The sequence below is a fragment of the Caballeronia sp. KNU42 genome, from assembly GCF_053760385.1.
Genome location: NZ_CM132388.1, coordinates 3167225 through 3192010, shown reverse-complemented (window position 1 = coordinate 3192010; position 24786 = coordinate 3167225). Strand labels below are relative to the sequence as shown.

Genomic DNA, 24786 nt, shown 5'->3' with positions numbered 1-24786 from the left:
GTGTTCTCGTGAGCGTGTGTCCTGGTGCAACCGTCACGGCGCAGCCGGCTTGGCCGGTAATGCCGGCGCCAGCGAGCCGAAGTTGGGCTTGAGCTCGCCCGGGCCGCCTGCGTTGCTGGTAATCGTGGTCGCCGGCTGGTCCTCGCGCGTCATGGACTCTTCCGACTTGTGGTTCAACACAAGGATGCTGATGCGCCGGTTCTCGGGATCGAAAGCATCCTGCTTGTTCAGGTTCTGCGTCGATGCAAGTCCAAGCACCCGCAATACCTTCGACTCGTCCATGCCGCCCGAGATCAGCTCGCGCCGCGAAGCGTTCGCGCGGTCCGCCGACAGCTCCCAGTTGCTGTAACCCTTTTCACCGCCCGCATATTGCGTGGCGTCGGTGTGTCCCTGCACCACGATCCGGTTCGGTACGTCGTTGAGCGCCTTGCCGATCTCGCGCAGGATGTCGCGCATGTAGGGCTCGACGTTATTGCTTGCGAGCGCGAACATCGGGCGCTTCTGGGTATCGACAATCTCGATGCGCAGACCCTGCTGCGTCGAATCAATCCGGATCTGCTGCCTGAACTGGCGCAACACCGGGTTTGCTTCAATCGCGGCCATCAGCTTGACCTGCAGGTCGTGCAGGCGAGCCAGGTCGCGCCGTTCGAGTTCACCTTGCGCCGCTCTCAACGTCTGTTCGTCGAGCCGCTGCACGTGCCGCGTACCGTCGCTCATGCGGGTCGTGCCCGGCTCGGGGCTTGAAATATCGCGCCCGCCGCCATTGATGATGCTGGAGTCCATGCCGCTACCCTGCCCGCCCATGATCGCGTTCTTCAGCGGCATGTTGAAATACTCGGCAATCCCCTGGCGCTGCACCGGCGAGACCGCGCTCAGCAGCCACATCAGCAAGAAAAACGCCATCATTGCCGTCATGAAGTCGGCGTACGCCAGCTTCCAGGCACCACCGTGATGCGATTTCTTGCTCGATACGATGCGCTTGATGAAAATCGGACGATCTTTGTTGGTCGGCATGGCGGGCTCGGGGCGCTCGGTCGCTGAAGGTGCTTACTTCGCCTTCACGCGGCGCACGTGTTCTTCCAGTTCGGAGAACGACGGACGCTCGGTGGAGAAGAGCACTTTGCGGCCGAACTCCACCGCGATAGCCGGCGCGTAGCCGTTCAGGCTCGCCAGGATCGTCACCTTGATGCACTGGAACATCTTCGTCGACTCCGCCACGCGCTGTTCCGCGACGCTCGCGAGCGGGCCGATCAATCCATAGGAAAGCAGGATGCCGAGGAACGTCCCGACCAGCGCCTGCGCGATCATTTCGCCAAGGATGGCCGGCGGCTGGTCGGCCGACGCCATGGTGTGAACCACGCCCATCACGGCCGCGACAATACCGAACGCCGGCATTGCGTCGCCTACCTTGTGCAGCGCCTGCGCCGGGCCTTCGCCTTCCGCGTGATGCGTCTCGATCTCCTCGTCCATGAGGCTTTCGATCTCGAACGCGTTCATGTTGCCGCCGACCATCAGGCGCAAATAATCAGTAAGGAATTCGACGATGTGGTGATCCGCCAGGATCTTCGGGTACTGGCCGAAGATCGGGCTTTTGGAAGGATCGTCGATGTCGGACTCCAGCGTCAGCGTGCCTTCCTTGCGCGCTTTTGCGAGCAGCACATAGAGCAGCGCCATCAGCTCCATGTACACGTCCTTGTTGTACTTGGAGCCCTTGAAGAGCGTCGGGATCACGCGCAGCGTGGACTTGATCGTCTTCATGCCGTTGCCGAGGATGAACGCTCCCACGCCGGCGCCGGCGATCATCAGGATTTCAACGGGCTGGACCAATGCGCCGAGATGGCCGCCTTCCAGCGCATAACCGCCGAAAACGGACAACAGCGTCACTAGTGTTCCGATGAAAATCAGCACAATCGAACCCTCTTGGTTGCATCGGCGAAACCGCCGTTAAGTGGTTTACGGCAAGTGGCGGGAAAACTTTGAAGGGAAATCGCGGATGGGGACAGCGGGTCGGACACCGTGCAGCGTCTTGAGTGGCGGTGCATTCACGCCTCCAAGGCAGTCGGCTGGCGAGCCGGTTCGGCCGCCTTGCTACGCCGCGGGGGCTCGCGTCAGCAAGAAACCCGGGCAAAGATGCCGATTCGAAGCTTACGAATCGGTACCAAGTTGTAAGCAAGCTTTTGCGCTTCGAGATCGGACGAATCGATGTTTCGAGCCGGCCGGGCTGACTGCCTGAGTAACGGCGAACCCAGGTAAATCTTTACGCGGCGAGCATTTAATTTCCCGGGCAAGCGCTGAAGCCAACACAAGAGAGCCATGACCACCATGCCTGCGCGGTGGCACACGCATTGCTGTATTTGGCGTCCTGGGCAATGCATCTTGCACTGCGCAATTTGATGACGAAGGCGCAATCGCTTGCCAAGTAAGGACGTCGGCAATTCGCCCAAGCCTCGTAACGGCCGGTGTTTCGGCCTGTAACAAGGTTAAGCGTTTGAAAAATGACTCGTTGATGCACAGGGTCATCCCGATAATGGGTCGTAAGGGATAACCCGATTCATCCGGGTCCTACTTTCAGGGGGCGGCAGCATTGACGCTGGCCCGTCTGCCAAGGCTTTACCGGTTTTCGTTGTTTTTGTTCCGAAGACTGCGCGTCGAAGCCCTCACGAACAGGAGAGTCACGTTATGCGTATCGCACAAATTGCACCGTTGCACGAAGCGGTCCCCCCGAAGTTTTACGGCGGCACTGAGCGCGTCGTGTCGTATCTGACAGACGCACTGGTTGATCTCGGCCACGATGTGACGCTATTCGCAAGCGGCGACTCGCAAACCAAGGCGAAGCTGGAAGCCGCCTGGCCGCGCGCGTTGCGCCTGGATCCGTCCATCCGCGACTGGAATGCACCGCATGCGCTTCTGCTTGAGAATGTCCGCCGCCGGGCTCATGAGTTCGATGTGCTGCACTTTCACCTCGACTACATGCCGTTCTCGATTTTCTCGCAAATGGACACGCCGTTTCTGACCACGCTTCATGGCCGGCTGGATTTGCCCGAGCTGCAACCTGTGTTCAGCGCGTTTCCTGATGCGTCGGTCGTATCGATCTCGGATTCGCAGCGCGTGCCGCTTCCGCAGGCTGGATGGCTCAACACGATCTATCACGGGCTGCCGGAAAAGTTGCTGACGCCGCAAACGCACAAGAAGCCAGAATATCTCGCGTTCCTCGGCCGTATCTGTCCGGAAAAGCGGGCCGATCTCGCCATCAAGATCGCGGCGCAAAGTGGTCTTCCGCTGAAGATTGCCGCCAAGGTAGACAAGGTCGACCAGGAATACTTCAAGACCGTGATCGAGCCGCTCCTGGCTGAGTCGAAAGCCAGTGTGGAATTCGTCGGCGAGATCAACGAGCAGCAAAAACCCGAGTTCCTGTCGGGCGCCAAGGCGTTGCTGTTCCCTATCGACTGGTCGGAGCCGTTCGGTCTGGTCATGATCGAGGCGATGGCGTGCGGTACGCCGGTGATCGCGTTCAATCGTGGTTCGGTGCCGGAAGTGATCGACCACGGGGTGACGGGCTTCATTTGCGAAGACGTGCAAGGCGCGGTCGGCGCGCTTCAACGCCTGGACGAGCTCTCGCGTACCGAAATTCGCGCGCAATTCGAACGTCGCTTTAGTGCCAAGACCATGGCGCTGAACTACGTCGAAAGCTATACCGCGTTGTTGCAAGCCGCCAGGCGTCCGGTATTGCGCCGGGTGGCGATCGGCTAAGTTATTCGGCTGCCTGGAGACCGGGCGCCGCTTGGAATTGTTCTAAATTACGGCGGCGATTCGATTGGAAACGACGATGAACGTTGGTCGCATCATTCACCCACCGTTTTATTGCAAGGCAAAAAAATCCGCCCTTTCGGGCGGATTTTTTTTGTTGTCATTGATGACGAGATTTTGTTTTACTTTTGTCTGCACTATTCGATGCAGTCACCAAGCACTTTTAAGAATGCGCCTGACTAATCAGGAAGCGCTCTCGATTCTTTCCTGCAATCCATTTCGGCGGTTTGCCGCGGCCGCTCCAGGTGCTGCCTGACTTGGGGTCCTGATAGATCGGCGGCAGCGGCTCCTTCTTGGGAGGCCGGCCTCGACGGACGACTGTCAGTCCCAGATCCTGGGCCGTGAGCCCATATTCGACGATCTTGCGCCTGATATCCGCCAGTACTGCTTCCAGTTCTGCGCGGCGTGCCTCCTCCGCCTGTTCCTGAAGCTTGGCGATCTGCGCCTTGAGCTCGGTGTATTGCGACATTTCCCAATCCTTTCTAATAGCCCGCGATTATTGAGAAGCGTAGCGGCATCGATTAAAAGATGCAACGTTTGAACACGCAATTGCAAAAAGTCCTAATGCGAATGAGAAGAGTCTTGAAACTATAGGGCATTCCTAATAAGAGTTCCGTTAGTTCCTGACGATTTAACAATTGTTGACAACTAGTCCCGAGACTCGGATTACACTGCTTACCCGCCGCAGTGATCCGTACAAATACCCATGGTCACAAGCGTCGGAATTGTTTCGGTTTTTTATATATTTTTAGGAATACGAATCATGCGATTAGGACAGCGCCTCGGCGCAGAAATGTTTGGTACGTTCTGGCTCGTGCTGGGCGGCTGCGGCAGCGCAGTGCTGGCCGCGGGTTACCCTCAACTTGGTATCGGCTTCGCGGGCGTAGCGCTGGCGTTCGGCCTGACTGTTCTCACCATGGCCTACGCCATCGGCCACATTTCGGGTTGCCACCTGAACCCGGCGGTGAGCGTCGGTTTGACGGTCGCAGGACGCTTCCCGGTCCGCGACCTGGTTCCGTACATTGCGGCCCAGGTCGTGGGCGGCGTGATCGGCGCGTACGTGTTGTCGGTGATCGCCAGTGGCGCGCCGGGCTTCGACCTGGTTGCCAGCGGCTTTGCCACCAATGGTTACGGCGATCACTCGCCGGGTCATTACACAATGATCGCAGCGCTCGTGTGTGAAGTCGTGATGACGTTCTTCTTCCTCTTCGTGATCCTGGGCGCCACCGACAGCCGCGCACCAGCCGGGTTTGCGCCAATCGCCATTGGCCTGTGCCTGACGCTGATCCACCTGATCTCGATTCCGGTCACGAATACGTCGGTAAACCCGGCGCGTTCCACGGGCCCTGCGCTGTTCGTGGGCGGCGCGGCGCTGGAACAACTGTGGCTGTTCTGGGTGGCTCCTATCGTTGGCGCCATCATCGCGGGTGTGGTTTATCCGTTGCTGACGGGTGCGAAGAACCGGGCGCTTGCTGCAGCATAAATAAAAAGCGGTGAACACAGATAAAAAACGGGCGCTAAGCGCCCGTTTTTTATTACGCAATTCGTTTTTATCGCGTCGATACGATGCTGCAATATGAATAATCCGCGACAAATGTAATGGCGGCTTACGGCCTGCGAGGGTTTTAAATGTGGGTTTACCTATATGAGGCAGGGGAATTGTCCGACAGACGAGGGCTGGCAAGGCTTTACTGGTATTTACTCTGCGGACAAACCCTGACTTTCAACTTTCGCAGCACTTTCATCTGCTAACAACTCGTCGATACTCGTAAAACAGCCATTGCGTAGATTGGAGTCATGCGACACGCGTCGCCCTAAAAGGAGAACACCATGAAGCGCATCGTCACTCATCTGCTGGTTGCCACCGGTCTCGCGATAGGCGCTGTTGGCGCCGCGCAAGCTCACACGGATCTTTCTATTGGGCTGTCGCTAGGCGTGCCCGGGTATGTGCAACCTGCACCGGTCTATGTCCAGCCCGCGCCGTACTATCAGGCTCCGCCGCCCGTCTGGGGTCATCGGGACGATCGCCGGGGCGGACCGGATCGCGGACGCTGGAACCGTACCGGTTGGGATCACAGTGACCACGGTCACGACGGCTGGAATCGTCGCGGGTAAGTAACGCGAGGTGAAGAAGTTCGTTAAGGGTTGTTCGGACGAAGGGAGCGGCTGATCGAGGCGCTCCCTTTTTTGTTACGGGTTCAGGCTACCCCTGCAATGCCGGCCGACCCCGCATTGAGTGACGGTCTCGGTTGTTCCCGGCGCCTGTAGCCTTCGGTGCTTTATTCGTCAGCTCGAGCCGGCGCGGCGAGCTCATCCGTCATGCCGAACAACGCACGCAATTGATGCGCAACGCCGGCCTCGAAGTTGTTGCCGGTCCGCGGGACATTCGGCAGCCGCTTTTTCAGCGCAGGATTTGCGTTGTTCATCATGAACGGCCGGCCCGCGGTTTCGAGCAGATCGATGTCGTTCATGTTGTCGCCAAAAGCGACACAATGCGCAGTGTCAATATCCAACCGGTCCAACACGAACTGCAACGCCCGCCCCTTCGAGACGTCAGACGTCATCACTTCGAGACAATCCGGCATCGAATAAGTGACGTAGACAGAATCACCGAATTCACGTTCGAGATTCGCCGCAGTCACCTTGAGATCGTCCGGCTCACCGATATACAGCACCTTCGCAATGTTCTCGCCGTTGTGCTCACGCAGGTCCATCACGTCGTAGTCAAAGCCCGAATCCTGATGGAACGCCAGCAGTTCGGGTGCATGACGGTCGATCAGCCAGGCGTCGTCGGCGAAGAGATTCACGATCACGCGCTCGCTTCCCGCCAGATCGGGTTGGGCAAGACGGCGCACCGCCGCCGGAGCGATGTCGCGAGCGTAGATACGCTCGTTGTCCGGCGCGTGAATGCGGGCGCCATTCGATGTGATCAAATACGCGTCAATGCCGAGCACTTTCCGAATCCCGACCACATCGCGATAATGCCGGCCCGTCGCGATGATGAAACGCACACCGCGCGCCTCCAGCTCGCGGACCGTTTCGACAGTGAACGGGTCGACCTGATGGTCGCTATTGAGCAAGGTGCCGTCGAGATCGGTTGCGATAATGGAATACATGGGAAGCGCTTTCCTTTAAGCCGTTAGGAACCTGGCATTTTAGCCCTCATGGGCCGATTTCCGGCTTGCGGCGCGGCGGGCAAGTTGCAGAGCGCCTGCAGCGGAGTCCGCGAGCGGCGGACGCAAGCGGCTGCGGAGTTCGTCCGGAACGAATGGCGCCAGCGGTACAGCCAACCCGCCACACAACGCGACCGGCAGGGACCGATCCGGGTCCAGCGCCGACACCATTTTTGCGATCTCGCGTCCCGCTTCCTCAAGAAGGCGCGCCGCAAACGGGTGTTTTCTGTGTTCGAAAACCGTTGGCGCCAGCGTTGCATAAGCCGTTTGGTTCGCCGCACATAGCCAGACGACGAGGCTGTCCCGATCAGTCGCGTCCGTACACGCAAGCAACGCCGCGGACCAGTCGTCGGCGGGCGCCCGGCCGTCCAGCACCTGCTGCAGATGCACGGCCGCCCGCAAGCCCAGCCACGCTCCGCTCGCCTCGTCGCCGCTCGGAAAACCATAACCGCCTGCAATCGCGAACTGACCGCCCGCATCCAGCGACGCGGCGATACTGCCCGTTCCCAACGCCACGATCACACCCGGTTCTCCTCCATGCGCGCCGAGCAACGTGGTGAAAGCGTCGCTTTCGACGGCAAGCGCGCACCCATCCGGCGCGGCTGCATGGAACTGCGCCAGCCAACCCGCGTGGTTCACGCCGGCCAAGCCACAGCCAAGCGCACATGCGCTCCACTCGAACGGCAGTCCCGCTGCTTCGAACGCCCGCAAGCACGCCACTTCGATAGAGTCCCATGCACGCTCGACGCCGAGCGCCAGGCCCGACGGCCCGCTCATCGCACGTGCCAGTTCAATGCCTTCCGTGTCCGCCAGGACGACGCGCGTACCGCTGCCGCCGCCATCGACACCGATCAGGTACTTATGTGTGTAGATTGAAGTAGTCATGCCTGCAAGCTTAACGGCACGATCGGCGCGCCGCCACTCGGCCAAACGGGCTATGGGGTCTGACGCGCAGCAGGACAACCAGCGTATCGGGTAACCATCGGGCAACCTTCTGTCATGGGGCAACTTCCGTTGGGACTGAACATTGTGCTTGTTCGTTATACCCACGCGTCCGGAGAGCCGCTGGAAACGGGGCATACGCGGCAAATCGCCCGAGAACCCGGCCAATCGGCCGACTGTTCTCCCCTTGCCCTTGCGCCTATGCTGATCGAACGCTAACCACGCACTCCCCGAATCCGACATGACAAACCCGAAGAAAGCCCGTCCAGACGACAACACCGAGCCGCACCGCTGCGGCTGGGTAACAACCGAATCACTCGCCCGCTATCACGACGAGGAATGGGGCGTTGCGTCCCGTGATGATCGTCACCTGTTCGAAATGCTCGTACTGGAAGGCGCGCAGGCCGGGCTGTCGTGGTTGACGATTTTGAACAAGCGTGAGGGTTACCGGGCTTTGTTCCACAACTTCGACATCGACCGGGTGGCCGCCTTCAGTGAAGACGACGCGGCCCGATTGCTGCTCGACAGCCGCATCATCCGCAATCGCGCGAAGATCTCCGCGGCCGTCGCCAACGCCCGCGCGGTGCAGCGCATCCAGGCGGAACACAATTCGCTCGCGGATTTCGTGTGGTCGTTCGTCGGCAACACGCCCATCGACACCCCGCGCCCAACCTATGCGGAGGCGCCCGCCTCCAACGAAATCTCCGACGCCATGAGCCGCGCCCTCAAAAAATACGGCTGCAAATTCGTTGGAACGACCATCTGCTACGCGTTCATGCAGGCAACCGGCATGGTCAACGACCACGAGACCGCCTGTTTCTGCCGGTTACGCAACAGCACAGCCGTCCCCAAGCGCGAATCGGCCAAGTCTCGAACAAATTAGGTACTTTGCTCTAGCAATTTCCGATACGCGTATTGCGTTTTCGCAACATCTTCCGCGGTTTACGCCCTCGTCAGGGAAAATCCCGACGATAGCCGTGTCCGCTTGGTGAATCATGCTCTGAAGCCTTTACTACAAAGCCTCTGAGGGAATTGTGCCCCTGTGCAAGAAGTCAGACATCATGTCAGAATTGCGGCCAACCGCACATAGCACTACTTTTTTACCGAAAAGAACCGCTATAAATACACTGTAAGCGGCTTTTTCCGGCGAGCCAGTTGCACTCCGAAGCAACTGCCTCTTCCTTCTGCTTACCAAAGCGTATTCAGACTTTGCGAACGATCGCGGCAAAGTAGCCAACCCGTAGAAATGACGCGGTTATGTGGTCGACCGCGCTATGGCTACCGAGTCCGCGTCCGATACTGATAACGCTGTTGGAAGAAAACCCATGAAGCACCGCGGTTGTCGGTGCAGGGGAGAACCCAAAATGAAAAACCTCCACTTTTTGACGCACCAGGAAATCTTCGATCGTGCCGTGCATCACTTGTTTGGCCAGGGCCACGCAGTGTTGTTGCCGCACGGCGGCGGTGCATATCGCGGCTATTGCGGCGGTTGTCCTGTCGGCAGCTTCATCAAGGCGCGCGACTACATGACCGCCATGGAAGGCGTGCCCATTCGCTTTGTCGGCAAAGGGCCCGAAACCGTGCCGGCATACATGGACGTCGGGGTGGCTGCGCTGAAGCGCGCGCTTTTGCGCTCGAACATCAACGTCTACGATCCAACAACCGTCGATCTGCTTAGTTGCCTGCAAAACGTGCACGACGTGTTCGGCAAGTGGGAATGGCGTGAACGCTTTGCCTCAATTGCCCGGCAGTTCAACTTGTCGGCGGATCGACTTAAGTCAGCAGCCTGAGCGGACCTGGGCAGGAATTTGAGAGGCTCCGCGGGGCACTTAGGTTGCTGAAACGATTCCCTCGCACTGACCCATGAAGGAACCGTGTCCGCGCAGATATCGAACGAATAAATAAATACGCCGCATGCGAGTAACGCAATAGTCAAAGCAACGAGCAATGCCATGTTAACCGCGAGAGACATCTACGAACGCGTGAGCAACCATCTGCTTACCCAACGGGCTGTGTCAGAAGATGAAAACGGTTCGTGCCGCCTGCGCAGCGGCAACGGCCGCAAGTGCGCTATCGGTTCGCTGATCGCCGACGAGTTGTATCGGCCGGAGATCGAGGGCGTTGGAATCTCGTACTACCGGCACGCAAAGGACGGCTCATTATTGCGCGCGCTGTATGCGTCGGAGGTTGATGCCTACGATCCGGACATCGTCGAGTTGCTGATCGAACTGGAAGAAGTTCACGACGATTCCGACGTAGACGAATGGCCCCAGCTCCTGGCGCGCGTGGGCGAACGGCACGCGTTTGTTTAGGCGCGAATAGACGCCCGCCAGCTCAGGCGATGGCTCGCCAAGGCGGGACAAGAGCGAAAAATGAGGAAGGTTCACTCAGGCGTGCGTGAGCCAGGAATCCAAAATTCAGCCGCAGAATTCCAGCCAAGGCGGGCGGACCAGTTGAGCCGCGAGCCGAAGTAACGCCAGAACTAAAACCGGCAAATCAAACCAGACAAGCAAAACGGCGATGCAACCCTTGCGGGCGGCATCGCCGTTTTGCTTGGTGCAGCCTATCAATCCGGCTGCAACCGGCCAAGACTTAGTGAAGCTTCTTGGGCAGCATCTGGCTGCGCAGACGCTTGCGCAGACGGCTGACTGCTGCCGCTTTCTTGCGCTTGCGTGCCGTCGTCGGCTTTTCATACGACTGACGTTCGCGAAGTTCGGCGATCAGGCCGTTCTTTTCGATGGTCCGGCGAAAGCGACGGATCGCAACGTCGAACGGCTCGTTTTCTTTCAAAACAATAGTGGTCATGGATGTCCTAAATCGCTGATACGTTTTTCTGACTGCGCGGCGAAGCGTACCGACTAAGGCAACGCCGCGCGCCGGCACTCCGATCGTCCACCCAACAACAGCGGACACGAGCAAAGCGGCCACGGAGGCCGGAAAAGAGAGAGGTGGGATTTCACCGCCGATCACGGCATGCGCAGTCTGTCGAAAACGAACAGCGCACTTCGGGCCGCCCGGCGTCGCTTAAAAATAGCTGCGCCATCGGGCAAAAATCTCGATTCGGGCGAGATGTTATCAGATCGCCGCCCCGTCGCCAACCCCGAAACACCTCTGCACGGAGGTTTGGAGACGGGCAACCCCATGATGATGCGTGCTTTTTGCCGATTTCAGTCCGGATTGCTGGCTTCGTCGAGGAGTGCGACGTCTTCAGGCGTCAAAGTAATCCGGGTCGCGTGGGCCAAGGTTTCGAGCTGCTTGACCGATGTCGCGCTCGCGATCGGCGCCGTGACGCCCGGCCGCGCGATCAGCCATGCAAGCGCGACCGCCGCCGGCTCCGTGTCATGGCGGTCTGACACTTTAACCAGCGCGTTCACGATTCTCAAGCCCCTATCGTTCAGGTAGCCCGACACTTTCGCGCCTCGGGCACTGTTCTCGGTATCGGCTTTGGATCGATATTTTCCGCTCAGAAAGCCGCTCGCCAGGCTGTAATACGTCACCACCGACACCTTGTGCGCCTTGATAACCGGTTCCAGGTCGTTCTCGTAGCCAGCGCGATCGTAGAGATTGTATTCAGGCTGAAGCACCTGATAACCCGCGATCCCCTCTTTCGCCGATATCTTCAGTGCCTCTTCCAGTCTTTCGCCGCTGTAATTGGACGCACCAATTACGCGCACTTTCCCAGCCGTAATCAGCTTTTGATATGCACCGAGCGTGTCGAGCAGGGGCGTTTTATCGTCGTCCCGATGAGAAAAGTAGACGTCGATGTAATCCGTCTTCAGGCGTTTGAGCGAGTCGTTGACGGCAGCCTCGATATTTGCCGCCGACAGCCCCGTCCGCGTGCTCAGCAGGCCGACCTTGGTCGCCAGCACGATCTTGTCGCGCTTGCCGCTTTCCTTGAGCCACTTGCCGATGATGGTCTCCGACTCGCCGCCCTGGTGGCCGTCGACCCAGGCGGAATAGACGTCGGCGGTATCGATGAAATTAAGACCGTGGTCGACGAAGGCGTCGAGGATGGAGAACGACGTACGTTCGTCGGCGGTCCAGCCGAATACATTTCCGCCGAAAACGAGCGGCGCGACTTTGAGGTCTGACGTACCGATAGTGCGTTGCTGCATGGTTGCTCCCGGGCTGTTGTAGGCAAACGCGCGATAACTGAACGAAAAAGAATACCCGCGAATCCCGCGGCTCGCAGGCGGCCGGGCAATCACTATTCTCCCTACAAATCCTTACCTTAGTCCTCAAGTTTTTTTTTCATGGGCCGCTAACCCATGTAGGCGGCCGGCTACCACGCTCGGAACCGCCAAGCAACAGGACCGTGCAGTAGCCATAACAGCCCTTTAAGTTCTTTCAGGAGAAATCCAAATGATCGGTATCAATAGCAATATCAACTCGCTGGTCGCTCAGCAAAACCTGAACACCTCGCAAAGCGCGCTGTCGCAGGCCATCACGCGCCTGTCGTCCGGTAAGCGCATCAACAGCGCAGCAGACGATGCAGCTGGTCTCGCGATCTCGAACCGTATGCAAACGCAGATCAACGGCTTGAACCAAGGCGTTTCGAATGCGAACGACGGCGTTTCGATGATCCAGACGGCATCGAGCGGTCTGGCGCAGATCACGACGAGCTTGCAAACCATTCGTCAACTGGCCGTGCAGGCATCGAGCGGCTCGCTGTCGTCAAGCGACCAGGCAGCTCTGCAACAAGAAGTAGCGCAGCAAGTCGCTGAAGTGAACCGCGTGGCATCGCAAACGAACTACAACGGCAAGAACGTTCTGGACGGCTCCGCAGGTAACGTGAGCTTCCAGGTCGGCGCGAACGTCGGCCAGACGATCAGCCTGAACCTGACGCAAAGCCTGTCGGCAGCTTCGCTTGGTGGCGGCACGGTGCAAAAGGGCAACACGCTGGGCACGATTACCGGTCTTGACTTGACATCGGCCGGCGGGATTCCTGCCGCGGGCGTAGCAGGCGCCATCACGTCGATCAACGTCTTGTCCGATGGCAACGGCGGCTACACCTTTACGGACCAGAACAACCAGGCCATCTCGACAGCGACGTCGAGCGCGTTGTTCTCCACGAATGCTAGCGGCCAACTCACGGTCAACAGCGCGACAGCGACTAACCCGCTGACTACCGCGAATGCTGTGACCACGATCAGCGCTGCGAACACCATTACTGCGACCGCCGGCGAAACCCTTGGCACGATTTCGAACATCGCGATCGACCCCTCCACGGGAGCTGCGTCGACCAGCGCCAGCGCTATCACGTCGATTACAGTGAAGTCGGACGGCAACTCGGGATTGCAGTTCTTTGATCAGAACGGCAATCAGCTCGCAAACAACAGCGCCGCTGTGACGACCAACTTCACCATCACGGCCGCTGTTCCTGGCACGACGCCTGCGACGTTTGCGCTCGTCGCCGGTAAAGCACCCTCAACCCTTGGTACTCCGGGTGCGGCCGGTGGCACGGGCACCACCGGTGGCGTGCTGACCCAGGTTGCCAGCAACAATGCACCGCCGGCAATTTCGGCAGTCGACGTCAGCACGACGGCAGGCGCGAACGCTGCAATGGAATCGATCGACAACGCGCTCGCAACGGTCAACAACATCCAGGCAACCCTGGGTGCTGCTCAAAACCGTTTCACGTCGATCTCCTCGGCACAGCAATCGCAATCGACCGACTTGTCGGGCGCCCAGTCGCAAATCACGGACGCCGACTTCGCTGCAGAAACGGCTAACCTGAGCAAGGCGCAAGTGCTGCAACAAGCAGGTATCTCGGTGCTGGCGCAAGCCAACTCCAACCCGCAGCAAGTTCTGAAGCTTCTCCAGTAATAGCTTTTGCGGTAATGGCCCTCGCGTAGTGCGGCGCATCGCACTACCGCACTACGCGCCGGCCGAATGTGTTGCTTGGGGAGGCTTGCCTCCCCTACACGTTTTACAAACGTTTATCATTCAGGCTCAAAAGCAAAACCGACGTACGGAGCATCTCAATGTCGACGATTTCCGGCGCCTCCAGCGCCTCCGCCACGGCCGCGGCCACAGCAGCCGCCACTTTAGCCGCCACCCAGGCAGCCGAAGCGGCCGCCGCGCAATCCATCATCAGCGGTTCTACGGGAAATTCGTCGCTGGATGTCTCGTCGCTCGTGACGAGCCTCGTCAATGCGAAGGTGGCAGGTCAGACCGCCACGCTCTCCGCGCAGCAGACGAACGACAACACCCAACTTTCGGCCATCAGCGCGTTGCAGGCGGCACTGTCCGCCTTGCAGGCTGGTATCGCCTCACTTTCCAACGGCACCGCTCTCGGCCAGTACACCGCGACCGCAAGCGGTACCGGACTGACGGCGACCGCCGGCAGCACTGCGTCAGCGGGCACTTATTCCGTTGCGGTCACGCAAATTGCCAGCTCGCAGACGCTTTCATCGGCCGCGTTCGGCAGCACGACGGCGCTCGGTACCGGCACGATGAACATCTCGGTCGGCAGCCAGTCGATGAGTCTCGCCATCACGTCGTCGAACAACACGGTAAGCGGCATTGCCAGCGCGATCAACTCGGCGTCGAACAACCCGGGCGTCACGGCCACGGTCGTGACCGGCTCGGACGGCGCGCATCTGGTCTTGCGCTCGACGGCCACGGGGGCATCGAACACGATCAATGTTTCAGTGAGCAACGTCGCGAGCGATGCCGGCCTGTCCAGCCTCGGCGTTACGTCCACTGCCGGCACCAGCGGGAATCCATCGACATTCACGTCGGCGGTGAGCACGAGCGCGTGGACGCAAACCGCGGCCGCACAAGACGCCGCGTTCACTATCGACGGGACAGCAGCGACGAGTTCCACCAACTCGGTGACCACCGCACTCCAGGGTGTCACCCTGAACCTCACGGCTGCGGCTATTGGTACACCGGCCGGCACGGCGCAGACGCTGACTGTGGCGCAGAACACCGCCACGGCATCGACCGCGATCAACAGCTTCGTCACCCTCTATAACACCCTGGTCACCACGTACGGCCAGGTCGGCAACGACAACTCGCAGGCAGCGAGTTCGCAGGGCGGCGTGCTGGCCTCCAACCCGATGCTTGCCACCATCCAGAACACATTGGCGGAGATTGCCGGCAGCGGCGTGAAGAACGGCAGCTCCACAATTTCTCTTGGGGCGCTGGGGATCACGCTGCAGGGACAAGCCAGCGCGACGCAGCCGGCGGGCTCACTGGTAATCGATTCCACCAAGCTCGCCGCAGCGCTTCAAAGCAATCCGTCGGGGGTCGCGGCCCTGTTTAATTCGACCACCGGCGTAGCTGCGCAAATGACGACGAGCCTTAACTCGTGGCTGGGCACGGGCGGCTTGATTTCGAACAGCCAGAGTGCGGTGAACACGGACTTGGCGAGCGTCACGAAGCAGCAAACCAGCCTGACCGCCTACACGGCGCAGTTGACCAGCCAGTATCAGGCGCAATTCACCGCGCTCAATACTCTGATGGCCACGATGAACAACAATTCGCAGTACCTGACGCAACTGTTCGGCGGCTCAAATAGCGCGGGTGCACTCGCAACAGGGGCGAGCGGCTAAGCTGCCAAGGTCCGCAGAGGATAAATCGACATGGAACAGAACAGTTTGATCGACCGCCTGCTCGAGTTGACGCTCGCGATCCAGCACGCAGCGGCCATGGCGGACTGGCAGGAAGCCGCCCGCCTGACTGAAGAGCGGACGCCGCTTTTCATGGAATTGACGCCGGAACAGGACGCCACGGCCATGGAGGTGATCAACCGGATCCAGGCAATCGATGTCGCCATTGCCGCGGATGCGAAGACGACGCAATCGGAATTGCAGGTCGAATACAGTTCGGCGATGAAGAAAATCCAGGCTACCAGCAAGTATCACCAGGTCGCCAAGCTCTGACCTGACGGCGCCTTATCCTGGTTCTGCTACAGCAGCAAAAAACCCCGCGCGCCTGGCGCTTTGGCCGCGTCAGCACCCCGGGCGCCTGCGTGCTTCCGGGGTGTTTTCTTATGGGCTAACGCCCGAGCGTCAGCACCAGATACAGCGCATAAAGCCCGCCGTTCACCAGCAGCGCCCACAGCACGATCCCACCCTTCTTCGCGTTGAAGCGCAGCCATGCGGCCGCCGCGAGCGTGATGAAAACGCCGGTCATCACCTCCACGCGCGGTTCCCACGGCGTCAGCATGATGCCGATACCCGGCAGCAGCGTGCCCTGGAAGACCATTGCGCCGGTGATATTGCCGAACGCGAGCGTGTCCTTGCCGCGCCGCGCCCAGATGATGCTATTGACCTTCTCGGGCAGCTCGGTTGCGATCGGGATGATGATCAGCGATAGGAGCAACGCCGATATCCCCAGCACCTGCGAGACCCCTTCAACGCCGGCGATAAACCCCTTCGCACCGCCAACCAGCAGCGCCGTGCCCAGAACCATCTGCAACACGATGGTCGCGAGCGAAGTAGGTAACCCGAAGCGCGAGATCAGGAGCCGCTCGGGCGCTTCAGTGCCGTGGCCTTTTTCGACAAGACCGGCGGACGCACGGAACGTCGACACCACATACGCGACGTACACGCCGACCAGCCCCACGGCGAACAGCGCGCGCACTTGCCATGCGTGATGCGGCACGAACATGGCGCCGGCGGCAATCAGGAAAGCGCAGAGGAAGAAGTTGAGATCGCGCGTGAAACCGCTGTGTTCCGGCGCGACGATCCCCTTGAAACCGCGCATCTTGAGCACGGCGACGGCCATCAGGCAGGTGGACAAAGTCGCGAGCATCAGCGGTGCGCCGAGGATGGCGCCCACGCCAATTTCCTCGTTCACCGCACGGCTGGCCGTGCCGCCCATCAACGCGATGATCGGCACGGTAGTTTCCGGCAGCGCCGTGCCGATAGCCGCGAACAGCGAACCGGTGACCCCTTCGGAGATGCCCAGCTTTTCGCCGAGATGTTCAAGCGCGTTGGTGAAGAGTTCCGATGCCGCCAGGATCACCACGAGCATCAGCGCAAGTTGCACGAAAAGCAGCGTCATGCGGCACCTCGCGATGAAACTAGCGAACAGGGGACGCAGTGAAAACGGCGGAACAACGGCAGGGAAACCGAGGCACGAAGAAGTTGGCCTGGGGCAGGCCTGGGGTGTTTTTGTTTTGGGGACACGATAATTTCACGGTCGGACGTCAGCGAACCAGGATGCAATCCCGCGCCGTCCGACCGTGAACGACAAGATGCACCCATGGTCTCGCCAAACCTGACCGGTCGAACGCGCCACGGCAGACAAGCCGAGTATGTTGACGCGTCCTCCTCCCATTGCGGAAGGAAGGCTACTCCCCAAAGACGGCCACGAGTTTAGCGTGGGTCCGTGGATTAGGCAACCGGCCGCAGGGATGTTCAAGAAACTGTCACTAACCCCATATGGATATCCCGAATCGGTCGTTGTAGCGGAAATAACGGTTCAGTAAGCTACGGCCACGGGGGCCGTTCGTTGCGCTGAAGCAGCCGATCGAGCGCACCGTACAATAGGCTGCAACCGCCGTGATAAGAAACGTCTGACTGACTAACACTTTGCGACCACGCTCGTAACGGGAGATCCCATGCGCTTCAGAATGCTCGCAGCCGCTGTACTGGCCATCGCGCCGGTGCTCGCGATCGCGAAACCGCTCACTGTGTGCACCGAGTCGAGCCCGGATGGCTTCGACGTCGTGCAATTCAATTCGCTGGTGACGACCAACGCATCGGCGGATGTGATCTTCAACACGCTCGTCTCCTACGATGAAGTCGCGAAAAAGGTCACGCCCGCGCTAGCCGAGAAATGGGACGTGAGCCCCGACGGCCTGACCTACACGTTTCATCTGCGGCCGAACGTGGCGTTCCAGACCACGGACTACTTCACGCCATCGAGAAAACTGAACGCCGACGACGTGGTGTTCTCCTTCGACCGCATGCTCTCCGAGAGCAACCCGTGGCACAAGGTGGCGGGGGCGAGCGGCTTCCCGCACGCGCAGTCAATGGGCCTGATCAAGCTGATCAAGTCCGTCTCCAAGGTCGATGACAACACGGTCAAGTTCGAGCTCAACACGCCGAACGCGACCTTCGTGCCCATTCTCACCATGGGCTTTGCATCGATCTATTCGGCCGAATACGCCGACCAGCTGCTCAAGGCCGGCCATGAAACCGACCTGAATTCAAAGCCGATCGGCACCGGTCCGTTCGTTCTGAAGGGCTACACGAAAGACGCCGTGATCCGATACGACGTCAACCCGACGTACTGGGGACCCAAGCCTAAAGTGGACCGGCTGATCTACGCCATCACGCCCGACGCCTCCGTGCGCGCGCAGAAGATCAAGGCGGGTGAATGCCAGATCGCGTTGTCGCCGAAACCGCAGGACGTGATCGACGCTAAGAAGGACAGCTCGTTGAAAGTGGTCGAGACGCCGGCGTTCATGACGGCGTTCGTTGCGTTGAACACGCAGAAGAAGCCGCTCGATAACCCCAAGGTACGCGAGGCGTTGAACGTCGCCTTCGATCGCACGACGTACTTGAAGACGGTCTTCGAAAACACCGCCACGCCCGCTGTGAATCCGTTTCCGCCGAACACCTGGAGCTACGACAAGCAGATCACGGCGTATCCGTATTCGGTCGATCGCGCGAAAAAGCTGCTCGCCGATGCCGGTTTCCCGAATGGCTTCGACACGACAATCTGGGTGCGTCCGAACGGCAGCGTGCTGAACCCGAATCCGAAGGTGGGCGCGGAGTTGCTGCAGGCGGACCTGGCGAAGATCGGCGTGAAGGCGCAGGTGAAGGTGATCGAATGGGGTGAGCTGATCAAGGAAGCGAAGCAGGGTCAGCACGACATGTTGTTCATGGGCTGGGCCGGTGACAACGGCGATCCGGATAACTATCTGTCGCCGCTCTTCAGTTGTGCCGCCGTGCGCTCGGGCATCAACTTCGCGCGTTTCTGCGATCCGACGCTGGACCGCATGATCGATGAAGGCAAGGAAACTGCGGATCTAGGCAAGCGGACCAAGGCTTATACCGAGGCGCAGCAGATTATCCATGACCAGGCGCTGTGGATTCCGCTCGGTTATCCGACGGCAGCGGCGCTTACACGCAGCAATGTCAGCGGATATCGCGTGAGTCCGTTCGGACGGCAGAACTTCGCTAACGTCGCGGTACAGTAGTCACTGCGGTGGCTCACTGATGAAGCCGGGCGTGCAAACGCCCGGCTTTTTTACTTTGGCGCGAACCGGATCACGCCGTCTTCGTTGTCGGTTTGGCGCACGAGTTCGCCTTGCAGCCAAAGCAGGTGCAAATGCGCCAGCGCTTCGCCGAGTGCGAACGTCATCTGATGCACATCGAGCGGGCGCTTGAACATGAGCGGGACGATGTCGGCGGCGCTTTGCGGTTTGAGCGCGCAAGCTTCACGCACTTCCTGCAAACGCGCCGAGTGGTGATCCCGAAGCTGTCCGATGCGCGTATGCATGCCGCGAAACGGCTTGCCATGCGAAGGGAGCACGAGTGTGTCGGCGGGAAGAGACTCGTAGCGGCCCAGTGAACCCAGGAACAGCGCGAGCGGATTGCCCTCCGGTTCGATTGCAAACACCGAGACGTTCGTCGATATGCGCGGCAGCACCATATCGCCGGAAATCAGTACCTTCGTCTGAGCACAGAAGAACGCGCAATGTTCAGGGGAATGACCAAAGCCCGTCACCACCTCCCACTCGCGGCCACCAATCTGCACCTTATCGCCATCGCGTAGCCGGCGATAAACCGGCGGGATCGACGGTACGAGCTTCGGGTAATACGTATCGCGCTTGCGCAGCGCTTCAAGCGATGCCGGGTCGGTCATGCCATGCCGGGCGAAGTGCCGCGCCGCGCGCTCGCCGCCCGCGTCGGAACCATCGCCGGCGGACATTACGCGGCCCATCGCGTACTCGCCAAGCGACATCCAGAGCCTGACCGGCTCCCATCGCTTCTTGTCGCCGCCATTGCAGATCCAGTCTGCAAGACCGAGATGGTCCGGGTGGCAATGCGTGACGAGCACGCGCAGCACCGGCAGGCCGTCCAGCAGCGTGTCGAAGATGCGCTCCCAGTTCGCCCGGATCGTTTCGTCTGATATACCGCAATCGATAATGGTCCAGCCCGCCACGCCGTCGATCTCGTCGCGCATGACCCACAGGTTGATGTGATCGAGCGCGAACGGCAGCGGCATGCGCACCCAGAACACGCCGGGCGTGACTTCCATCGAATGGCCGCTCTCAGGAAGACGGTCTGCGAAAACGTAATCGAGTTGCTGTTCGAGCGGGTTCATGCGGGTCGGGTCTCCGGGTTGTCAGTTGTTGCATTGCCGCCAAGTTGACGCTAACGTTAACCTTCATTTTAGCGTCGGCTTCAGAAAAGCGTTGGGAACCTTGTAATTTCAATGACAGACACGCGCTACACCATCACCGAACTGGCACGCGAATTCGAGATCACGCCGCGGGCGATCCGGTTCTATGAGAACCAGGGCTTGCTCACGCCGGCACGCGTTGGCACGAACGGCATGCGTCGCGTGTATTCGGCGCGCGACCGCACGCGGCTCAAGCTGACGCTGCGTGGCAAACGGCTTGGATTCACGTTGCTGGAGGTGAGCAGGCTGCTCGATCTCTACGACTCGCCTACCGGCACGACCGCACAGTTGCATGCGTTCCTGGACACTATCGCGGCGCATCGCGCGGTGCTGGAGCGGCAACTGGAGGACCTGAACGCGACGCTCGCCGAGCTCTCGGCGTACGAAACGCAAGGCCGTGCGCTGCTTTCAGCGAACGCTGAAAAACGCACGGGCAAGGCGGCAGTTTCGACTGTTCCGACGGAGACACGGGTGAAAGTGCCCTGAGCTTGCAACGGGCAAGAACGGCTGCTGTCGAGGAACAAAAACGTCCGGCGATACAATATCGGCCGGATTCGTCGGCCGGATTCGAAGTCGGGTTTGATGCTTATCACTAACGCAAAGACGTAATCACGTAGCGCACTGAGCGCATGTCGGACGACACCACACGAAGTGCAGGGTCGAAATGAATCACTTTCCCAAGTTGCTGTCGTCGCAGATTGGCTTCGATGTCGCGGAAACGCTGCTCGAAGGCTTCGACCGTCACTATTGCGTGTTTCGCGATGCGGCCATCGCGGCGAAGGGGCTATTCGAGGCCGGCGACTGGCACGCGCTGCAGCGGCTGGCGCGCGAGCGCATCACGTCGTACGACGATCGGGTGGAAGAGTGCGTGATGCGTCTGGAAGACGAGTACGACGCCGAGAACATAGACGATGAAATCTGGCAGCAGATCAAGCTGCATTACATCGGCTTGCTGACTTCGCACCGGCAGCCCGAGTGCGCGGAGACTTTCTTCAACTCCGTGTGCTGCAAGATCCTGCATCGTTCGTACTTCAGCAACGACTTCATCTTCGTGCGGCCCGCTATTTCGACGGAGTACATCGAGAACGACGAGCCCGCGGCCAAGCCGACCTATCGCGCGTATTACCCGGGTAAAGATGGCCTCACCGCGACATTCGAACGGATCGTGACGAACTTCCAGCTCGAGCCGCCGTTCGAGGATCTGCAGCGCGATGTTCAATGCCTGATGCGAGCCATTACCGAAGCGTTCGGCGAGTTCAAGGCTGCGCCTAATTTCCAGATTCACGTGCTGTCGTCGCTGTTCTTTCGCAACAAGGCGGCGTACATAGTGGGGCGGATCATCAACGGTGATCTGGTGATACCTTTCGTCGTGCCCATACGTCACGCGTCGCCCGGCCTGCTTGCGCTCGATACGGTCCTGCTGCAACGCGAACAAGTGCTGATCATCTTCAGCTTCTCGCATTCGTATTTCCTCGTGGATATGGAAGTGCCGTCGGCGTATGTGCAGTTCCTGCGCTCGATCATGCCGGGCAAACCGAAGGCGGAAATCTATACATCGGTGGGCTTGCAGAAGCAGGGCAAGAACCTGTTTTATCGCGACTTGCTGCATCATCTCTCGCATTCCAGCGATAAATTCGTCATCGCGCCAGGCATCAAGGGGCTCGTGATGCTGGTGTTCACGCTGCCCTCTTTTCCGTACGTGTTCAAGCTGATCAAGGACACCTTTCCGCCGCCCAAGGAAACCACGCGCAAGAAGATCCAGGACAAGTATCAGCTCGTCAAACGCCATGACCGTCTTGGACGCATGGCCGATACGCTCGAGTATTCGAGCGTCGCGTTACCGTTGTCGCGCCTCGACGATGCGCTGCTCAAAGAGCTCATCAAAGAGGTCCCTTCGATGATCGAACACGAAGGCGATAACCTGGTGATCAGGCATTTGTACATCGAGCGCCGCATGACCCCGTTGAACCTGTATTTGCAGAACGGCACGCTGCTGGAAATCGAGCATGGCATCAAGGAATATGGCAACGCGATCAAGGAACTGATCCAGGCCAACATCTTCCCGGGCGACATGCTCTACAAGAATTTCGGCGTCACGCGCCACGGCCGCGTGGTGTTCTATGACTACGACGAGATCGAGTACCTGACCGACTGCAACGTGCGCCGGGTGCCGCAAGCGCGCAACGAGGAAGACGAGATGTCGGGCGAGCCGTGGTACACCGTCGGGCCGCATGACATCTTCCCCGAAACCTACGACACGTTCCTGCTCGGCGACCCGCGCGTGCGCAACGTGTTCATGAAGCATCACCCCGATTTCTTCGACCCCGCTCTCTGGCAAAAGCACAAGGAACAGATCCTTAACGGCGAGCTCGCCGACTTCTTTCCGTACGAACGCGGTATCCGTTTTTGCGTTCGTTATCCTGAGCGTTTTCTGGCCGGCGCACCCGCAGCACGCGCCGCATGAAACCTATCCGAACTGAATACCATGTCCAATAGCGAAAACATCGACAGCCCTGAAAGCCACGACAACAACCCGCTCTCCCACCTGTTCGATAACAACCTGAAGTGGGTCGATCGCAAGCTCTCGGAAGACGCCGAGTATTTCTCACGTCTCGCGGACCAGCAAGCGCCCGAGTACTTGTGGATCGGATGCTCGGACTCGCGCGTGCCGGCTAACCAGATCATCGGCTTGCCGCCGGGCGAGGTGTTCGTGCACAGGAACATCGCGAACGTGGTCGTTCACTCGGATCTCAACTGCCTGTCCGTGATCCAGTTCGCGGTCGACCTGCTGAAGGTCAAGCACATCATGGTGGTCGGACACTACGGCTGTTCCGGCGTAGGTGCGGCGCTCCTCGGCCGGCGCGTCGGTCTCGCCGATAACTGGCTGCGTCACGTGGAAGACGTGCGTGACAAGCATTCCGCGCTGCTCGAGGAATGGCCGATGGGCGTCGCGCGGAATCGCCGGCTGGTGGAGTTGAACACCATCGAACAGACGGTGAACGTGTGCCATACGACCATCCTGCGCGATGCGTGGGCGCGTGGCCAGGAGATCACGGTTCATGGCTGGACCTACGGCGTACACGACGGCCGTGTGCGCAACCTGGGGATGATGATCAGCGGATCGGAGGAAGTGGAACCGACGTATCAGCAATGCATCGCGTCGCTGGCGCGCGGCGGCGAACATTCAGCGGAAAACGATGTGCTCGCCTCCGACGCCGCCCGTCTCGGCGATATCCCCGCTATTGTGAAAGGTGTGATCAAGGAGCTGAAACATGACTGATTTCGTGACTGATCCGGTGGTGATCGTATCGGCTGTGCGTACGCCGATGGCCGCTTTCCAAGGCGACTTCGCCACGGTGACAGCGCCGCAACTTGGTTCGATCGCGATTCGCGCCGCAGTCGAGCGCGCCGGCCTCAAGCCGGAGCAGATCGAAGAAGCCGTGATGGGTTGCGTGCTGCCCGCCGGACTCGGTCAGGCGCCCGCGCGGCAAGCCGCGCTCGGCGCGGGCTTGCCGTTGTCCGTCGGCAGCACGACGGTCAACAAGATGTGCGGCTCCGGCATGCGCGCCGCCATGTTCGCGCACGACATGTTGCTGGCCGGCTCGGCGGACGTGATTGTCGCGGGCGGGATGGAGAGCATGACCAATGCACCGTACTTGCTGCCGAAGGCACGTGGCGGCATGCGCATGGGCCACGGTCAGGTGCTCGATCACATGTTCCTCGATGGCCTTGAGGACGCGTATGAAAAAGGCCGGCTGATGGGCGCGTTCGCGGAGCAATGCGCCGGGTCGTACAAGTTTTCGCGGGAAGCGCAGGACGCGTTTGCCGTTGAGTCGTTGCGTCGTGCGAAGCGGGCAAACGAAGACGGTTCGTTCGATTGGGAAATTGCTTCGGTGACGGTCGCGGGACGCAAGGGCGATACCGTTATCGACCACGACGAACAGCCGTTCAAGGCGAATATCGACAAGATTTCTACGCTCAAACCCGCGTTCGCAAAGGACGGCACGGTGACGGCGGCGAACGCATCGTCTATCTCCGATGGCGCCGCCGCGCTCGTGATGATGCGTGCATCCACGGCGAAGCGGCTCGGCGTCACGCCGCTCGCGCGGGTCGTCGGACACAGCACCTTCGCGCAAGAACCGGCGTTGTTCACGACGGCGCCAGTCGGCGCGATCCGCAAGCTGCTCGATAAAAACGGCTGGCGCGCAAACGAAGTCGATCTGTTCGAGATCAACGAAGCGTTCGCCGTGGTCGCGATGGCCGCCATGCGGGAACACGATTTGCCTCACGACAAGGTCAACGTCAACGGCGGCGCATGCGCGCTGGGACATCCGATCGGCGCATCGGGCGCGCGGATTCTCGTGACCTTGATCGGCGCGTTGCGTCAGCGCGGATTGAAACGAGGCGTGGCGAGCTTGTGTATCGGCGGCGGGGAAGCTACGGCGATGGGTATCGAATTGGTTTAAGGAACTGGTTTAAAGCAGCGTGCAGGAGA

23 protein-coding genes and 1 riboswitch are annotated in these 24786 nt (G+C 59.9%); of the genes, 14 read left to right on the top strand and 9 right to left on the bottom strand.

Annotated elements, in window-relative coordinates:
- Positions 1–33 precede the first annotated feature (33 nt).
- On the bottom strand, positions 34–1014 hold the full coding sequence (gene motB, locus ACSOSP_RS14390) for a flagellar motor protein MotB (protein WP_455307664.1): 981 nt from the start codon (positions 1012–1014) through the stop codon (positions 34–36).
- Positions 1015–1047: 33 nt separating this feature from the next.
- Positions 1048–1908: a flagellar motor stator protein MotA gene (gene motA, locus ACSOSP_RS14385; protein WP_031357091.1), complete on the bottom strand. Its 861-nt coding sequence runs from the start codon at positions 1906–1908 to the stop codon at positions 1048–1050.
- 771 nt (positions 1909–2679) lie between these two features.
- Between motA and ACSOSP_RS14380 the strand changes: the two genes are divergently transcribed.
- A complete protein-coding gene (locus ACSOSP_RS14380; protein ID WP_455307662.1) occupies positions 2680–3750 on the top strand; it encodes a glycosyltransferase family 4 protein in 1071 nt (356 codons plus the stop codon).
- A 220-nt stretch (positions 3751–3970) separates the two neighbouring features.
- Here ACSOSP_RS14380 and ACSOSP_RS14375 read toward each other — a convergent pair whose 3' ends face one another.
- A complete protein-coding gene (locus tag ACSOSP_RS14375; protein ID WP_031357088.1) occupies positions 3971–4276 on the bottom strand; it encodes an H-NS histone family protein in 306 nt (101 codons plus the stop codon).
- A gap of 294 nt (positions 4277–4570) precedes the next feature.
- Between ACSOSP_RS14375 and aqpZ the strand changes: the two genes are divergently transcribed.
- Both aqpZ and ACSOSP_RS14365 read left to right on the top strand, forming a co-directional pair.
- On the top strand, positions 4571–5290 hold the full coding sequence (gene aqpZ, locus ACSOSP_RS14370) for an aquaporin Z (protein ID WP_455307660.1): 720 nt from the start codon (positions 4571–4573) through the stop codon (positions 5288–5290).
- Between the two features lie 347 nt (positions 5291–5637).
- Positions 5638–5922: a hypothetical protein gene (locus ACSOSP_RS14365; protein ID WP_455307658.1), complete on the top strand. Its 285-nt coding sequence runs from the start codon at positions 5638–5640 to the stop codon at positions 5920–5922.
- A 164-nt stretch (positions 5923–6086) separates the two neighbouring features.
- Here the strand turns inward: ACSOSP_RS14365 and ACSOSP_RS14360 are convergent, their stop codons facing one another.
- Both ACSOSP_RS14360 and ACSOSP_RS14355 read right to left on the bottom strand, forming a co-directional pair.
- Entirely contained in the window at positions 6087–6923 is an 837-nt protein-coding gene (locus tag ACSOSP_RS14360; protein ID WP_455307656.1) for a Cof-type HAD-IIB family hydrolase, read from the bottom strand.
- Positions 6924–6962: 39 nt separating this feature from the next.
- The gene (locus tag ACSOSP_RS14355; protein WP_455307654.1) at positions 6963–7865 is read right to left on the bottom strand and encodes a BadF/BadG/BcrA/BcrD ATPase family protein; all 903 of its coding nucleotides are present in this window, start codon (positions 7863–7865) and stop codon (positions 6963–6965) included.
- 298 nt (positions 7866–8163) lie between these two features.
- On the opposite strand from ACSOSP_RS14355, the gene ACSOSP_RS14350 reads away from it, so the two are divergent.
- The 3 genes from ACSOSP_RS14350 to ACSOSP_RS14340 all read left to right on the top strand — a co-directional run bounded on the left by ACSOSP_RS14350 (position 8164) and on the right by ACSOSP_RS14340 (position 10234).
- Positions 8164–8805: a DNA-3-methyladenine glycosylase I gene (locus ACSOSP_RS14350; protein WP_455307652.1), complete on the top strand. Its 642-nt coding sequence runs from the start codon at positions 8164–8166 to the stop codon at positions 8803–8805.
- A 481-nt stretch (positions 8806–9286) separates the two neighbouring features.
- Positions 9287–9712 (top strand): hypothetical protein, encoded by a 426-nt coding sequence (locus tag ACSOSP_RS14345; protein WP_455307651.1) that lies wholly within the window; start codon positions 9287–9289, stop codon positions 9710–9712.
- 162 nt (positions 9713–9874) lie between these two features.
- The gene (locus ACSOSP_RS14340) at positions 9875–10234 is read left to right on the top strand and encodes a hypothetical protein (protein WP_455307649.1); all 360 of its coding nucleotides are present in this window, start codon (positions 9875–9877) and stop codon (positions 10232–10234) included.
- Positions 10235–10514: 280 nt separating this feature from the next.
- Here ACSOSP_RS14340 and rpsU read toward each other — a convergent pair whose 3' ends face one another.
- Together rpsU and ACSOSP_RS14330 are read right to left on the bottom strand one after the other, a co-directional pair.
- The gene (gene rpsU / locus ACSOSP_RS14335) at positions 10515–10727 is read right to left on the bottom strand and encodes a 30S ribosomal protein S21 (protein ID WP_031357080.1); all 213 of its coding nucleotides are present in this window, start codon (positions 10725–10727) and stop codon (positions 10515–10517) included.
- Between the two features lie 362 nt (positions 10728–11089).
- On the bottom strand, positions 11090–12037 hold the full coding sequence (locus ACSOSP_RS14330) for an aldo/keto reductase (RefSeq protein ID WP_455307647.1): 948 nt from the start codon (positions 12035–12037) through the stop codon (positions 11090–11092).
- Positions 12038–12284: 247 nt separating this feature from the next.
- Between ACSOSP_RS14330 and ACSOSP_RS14325 the strand changes: the two genes are divergently transcribed.
- The 3 genes from ACSOSP_RS14325 (at position 12285) to fliT (ending at position 15811) form a co-directional block, all read left to right on the top strand.
- Positions 12285–13748, top strand: a complete 1464-nt coding sequence (locus tag ACSOSP_RS14325; protein ID WP_455307645.1) for a flagellin N-terminal helical domain-containing protein — start codon at positions 12285–12287, stop codon at positions 13746–13748.
- 158 nt (positions 13749–13906) lie between these two features.
- On the top strand, positions 13907–15481 hold the full coding sequence (fliD, locus tag ACSOSP_RS14320) for a flagellar filament capping protein FliD (RefSeq protein WP_455307643.1): 1575 nt from the start codon (positions 13907–13909) through the stop codon (positions 15479–15481).
- A gap of 30 nt (positions 15482–15511) precedes the next feature.
- Positions 15512–15811 (top strand): flagellar protein FliT, encoded by a 300-nt coding sequence (gene fliT, locus ACSOSP_RS14315; RefSeq protein WP_455307641.1) that lies wholly within the window; start codon positions 15512–15514, stop codon positions 15809–15811.
- Positions 15812–15926: 115 nt separating this feature from the next.
- Here fliT and ACSOSP_RS14310 read toward each other — a convergent pair whose 3' ends face one another.
- Positions 15927–16937, bottom strand: coding sequence for a sodium:calcium antiporter (locus ACSOSP_RS14310; RefSeq protein WP_455307639.1), 1011 nt, complete (start codon positions 16935–16937; stop codon positions 15927–15929).
- Between the two features lie 140 nt (positions 16938–17077).
- Positions 17078–17251, bottom strand: a riboswitch (yybP-ykoY riboswitch).
- A 245-nt stretch (positions 17252–17496) separates the two neighbouring features.
- Here ACSOSP_RS14310 and ACSOSP_RS14305 point away from each other — a divergent pair.
- On the top strand, positions 17497–19083 hold the full coding sequence (locus ACSOSP_RS14305) for an ABC transporter substrate-binding protein (protein WP_455307637.1): 1587 nt from the start codon (positions 17497–17499) through the stop codon (positions 19081–19083).
- 50 nt (positions 19084–19133) lie between these two features.
- Here ACSOSP_RS14305 and ACSOSP_RS14300 read toward each other — a convergent pair whose 3' ends face one another.
- Positions 19134–20213, bottom strand: a complete 1080-nt coding sequence (locus ACSOSP_RS14300) for an MBL fold metallo-hydrolase (protein WP_455307635.1) — start codon at positions 20211–20213, stop codon at positions 19134–19136.
- A gap of 111 nt (positions 20214–20324) precedes the next feature.
- Here ACSOSP_RS14300 and ACSOSP_RS14295 point away from each other — a divergent pair, with 111 nt between their 5' ends.
- The 4 genes from ACSOSP_RS14295 to ACSOSP_RS14280 all read left to right on the top strand — a co-directional run bounded on the left by ACSOSP_RS14295 (position 20325) and on the right by ACSOSP_RS14280 (position 24757).
- Positions 20325–20777: a MerR family transcriptional regulator gene (locus ACSOSP_RS14295; protein WP_455307633.1), complete on the top strand. Its 453-nt coding sequence runs from the start codon at positions 20325–20327 to the stop codon at positions 20775–20777.
- 178 nt (positions 20778–20955) lie between these two features.
- The gene (gene aceK, locus ACSOSP_RS14290) at positions 20956–22755 is read left to right on the top strand and encodes a bifunctional isocitrate dehydrogenase kinase/phosphatase (protein ID WP_455307631.1); all 1800 of its coding nucleotides are present in this window, start codon (positions 20956–20958) and stop codon (positions 22753–22755) included.
- A 21-nt stretch (positions 22756–22776) separates the two neighbouring features.
- Entirely contained in the window at positions 22777–23571 is a 795-nt protein-coding gene (can, locus tag ACSOSP_RS14285) for a carbonate dehydratase (RefSeq protein ID WP_455307629.1), read from the top strand.
- Positions 23564–24757: an acetyl-CoA C-acetyltransferase gene (locus ACSOSP_RS14280; RefSeq protein ID WP_455307627.1), complete on the top strand. Its 1194-nt coding sequence runs from the start codon at positions 23564–23566 to the stop codon at positions 24755–24757. Before can ends, ACSOSP_RS14280 begins: the two co-directional genes overlap by 8 nt.
- The last annotated feature ends 29 nt before the right edge of the window (positions 24758–24786 follow it).